Origin of the sequence: Caballeronia sp. LZ003, from assembly GCF_031451465.1 — a bacterium.
Classification (GTDB): domain Bacteria; phylum Pseudomonadota; class Gammaproteobacteria; order Burkholderiales; family Burkholderiaceae; genus Caballeronia.
This window is the reverse complement of the sequence record NZ_JARUXJ010000135.1, coordinates 1-605: the sequence shown is the minus strand read 5'-3', so window position 1 is coordinate 605 and position 605 is coordinate 1. Positions and strand designations below refer to the sequence as shown.

The following is a 605-nucleotide window of genomic DNA, read 5'->3' as shown; positions in this document are numbered from 1 at the left end:
GAAGACAGCTATGGCATCAGCTATGAGAATATCGATGATTTCCTGGAGGGCAGGGACGTCGGCTCTGAAGTCGTGGCTACGGTGCGACGCTTTTACACCGCCACGCGACATAAACGCTCGCTGCCAGTAACGGTACCTGCCTCATAAACAGTAGTTCCCGCGTTCGTTCGGATGACTTTCTGGCGGCTCAGCCGGACGTGTTCATTGTTCGGTGCACAGAAACGGACTCGATCCCAGGCAGGCTCATCGCTCGTGCGGCAAATCGTCTGAATCCAGACGATGCGCCTTCGCACTCGAACTCTAGCGCTTTGCTCTCGCGCCTGCAGACGAGTCCCTCTTCCGCCATCAGACACAGTAAGGCTGCTCTCAGAGCAGGCGTGCCGCTTGCCACACAAACGGCTACTTTTGCGCGCAGCATGGAACCTCCTTGTCGAAGCTGATTGCTGCGACTGACCCAATTTCCCGTTACTCTGGTCTAGACGCTTCCGGCCGTCTGGCACCAGCTCCGGCGCCGCTGCGACAGGCGGGAGTGGTTTGAAGTCGCTTACTCGCTCGTTCAACGTCTGCTGGATAATCGATTTCGTCAGCCACCGGATCGAAACCAG

1 pseudogene is annotated in these 605 nt (G+C 57.5%); it reads left to right on the top strand.

Annotated features, from left to right (window positions below):
* A pseudogene (locus QCE79_RS33445) lies at positions 1–147 on the top strand (NAD(+) synthase); the annotation flags it as partial.
* Positions 148–605 lie beyond the last annotated feature (458 nt).